The sequence below is a fragment of the Noviherbaspirillum sp. ST9 genome, from assembly GCF_048799745.1.
In the GTDB taxonomy this organism is placed as follows: domain Bacteria; phylum Pseudomonadota; class Gammaproteobacteria; order Burkholderiales; family Burkholderiaceae_D; genus Noviherbaspirillum.
Genome location: NZ_JBLWFR010000188.1, coordinates 1 through 547, shown reverse-complemented (window position 1 = coordinate 547; position 547 = coordinate 1). Strand labels below are relative to the sequence as shown.

At 64.7% G+C, this 547-nt stretch carries 1 protein-coding gene; it reads right to left on the bottom strand.

The genetic code is table 11. The features are described 5' to 3' along the window. Positions 1-547: Rieske 2Fe-2S domain-containing protein (locus tag ACNOHI_RS25445; RefSeq protein ID WP_420477509.1), on the bottom strand; the 547-nt coding region annotated here is incomplete at both ends.

Genomic DNA, 547 nt, shown 5'->3' with positions numbered 1-547 from the left:
CGTCCGCTCCTCGTCGATCTCGCGCAGCGCGATCAGCCGCAGGCCGTATTCGGTATGCTCGACATTGATGATCGGGCGATCGTACTCGCGCAGGATCTTCGTCATTGGCAGGTCGCTGCCGGCGGACGCGCCGCGGAACTGTTTGCCGTAGGCGGTGGAAGTGTCCTCGTCCTCGAAGAAGCGGTGCAGATAGGAAGCGTGCGCGGGATCGATGCCGACTTCCAGCGCCTGCAGCCAGTTGCAGGCCATGTGACCCTTGAAGGCAAAGGTGTGCGTGGCGGGCGCGACGAAGCAGTCGATCTCCGGGAAAGCCGGCGGCTCACCTTCGCCCAGATAAGCCCAGAGGATGCCGCTCTTCTCCACCACGGGATACGAGCGCTGGCGGATGTTCTGGCAGAGCTTTGAATCCTTCGGCTCGGCAGGCGTCTCGATGCACTGGCCAGATGCGTCGAACAGCCAGCCGTGGAAGGCGCAGCGCAGTCCGCCATGCTCGAGACGCCCGAAGGCAAGGTCGGCGCCGCGATGGGCGCAGTGGCGATCGATCAGG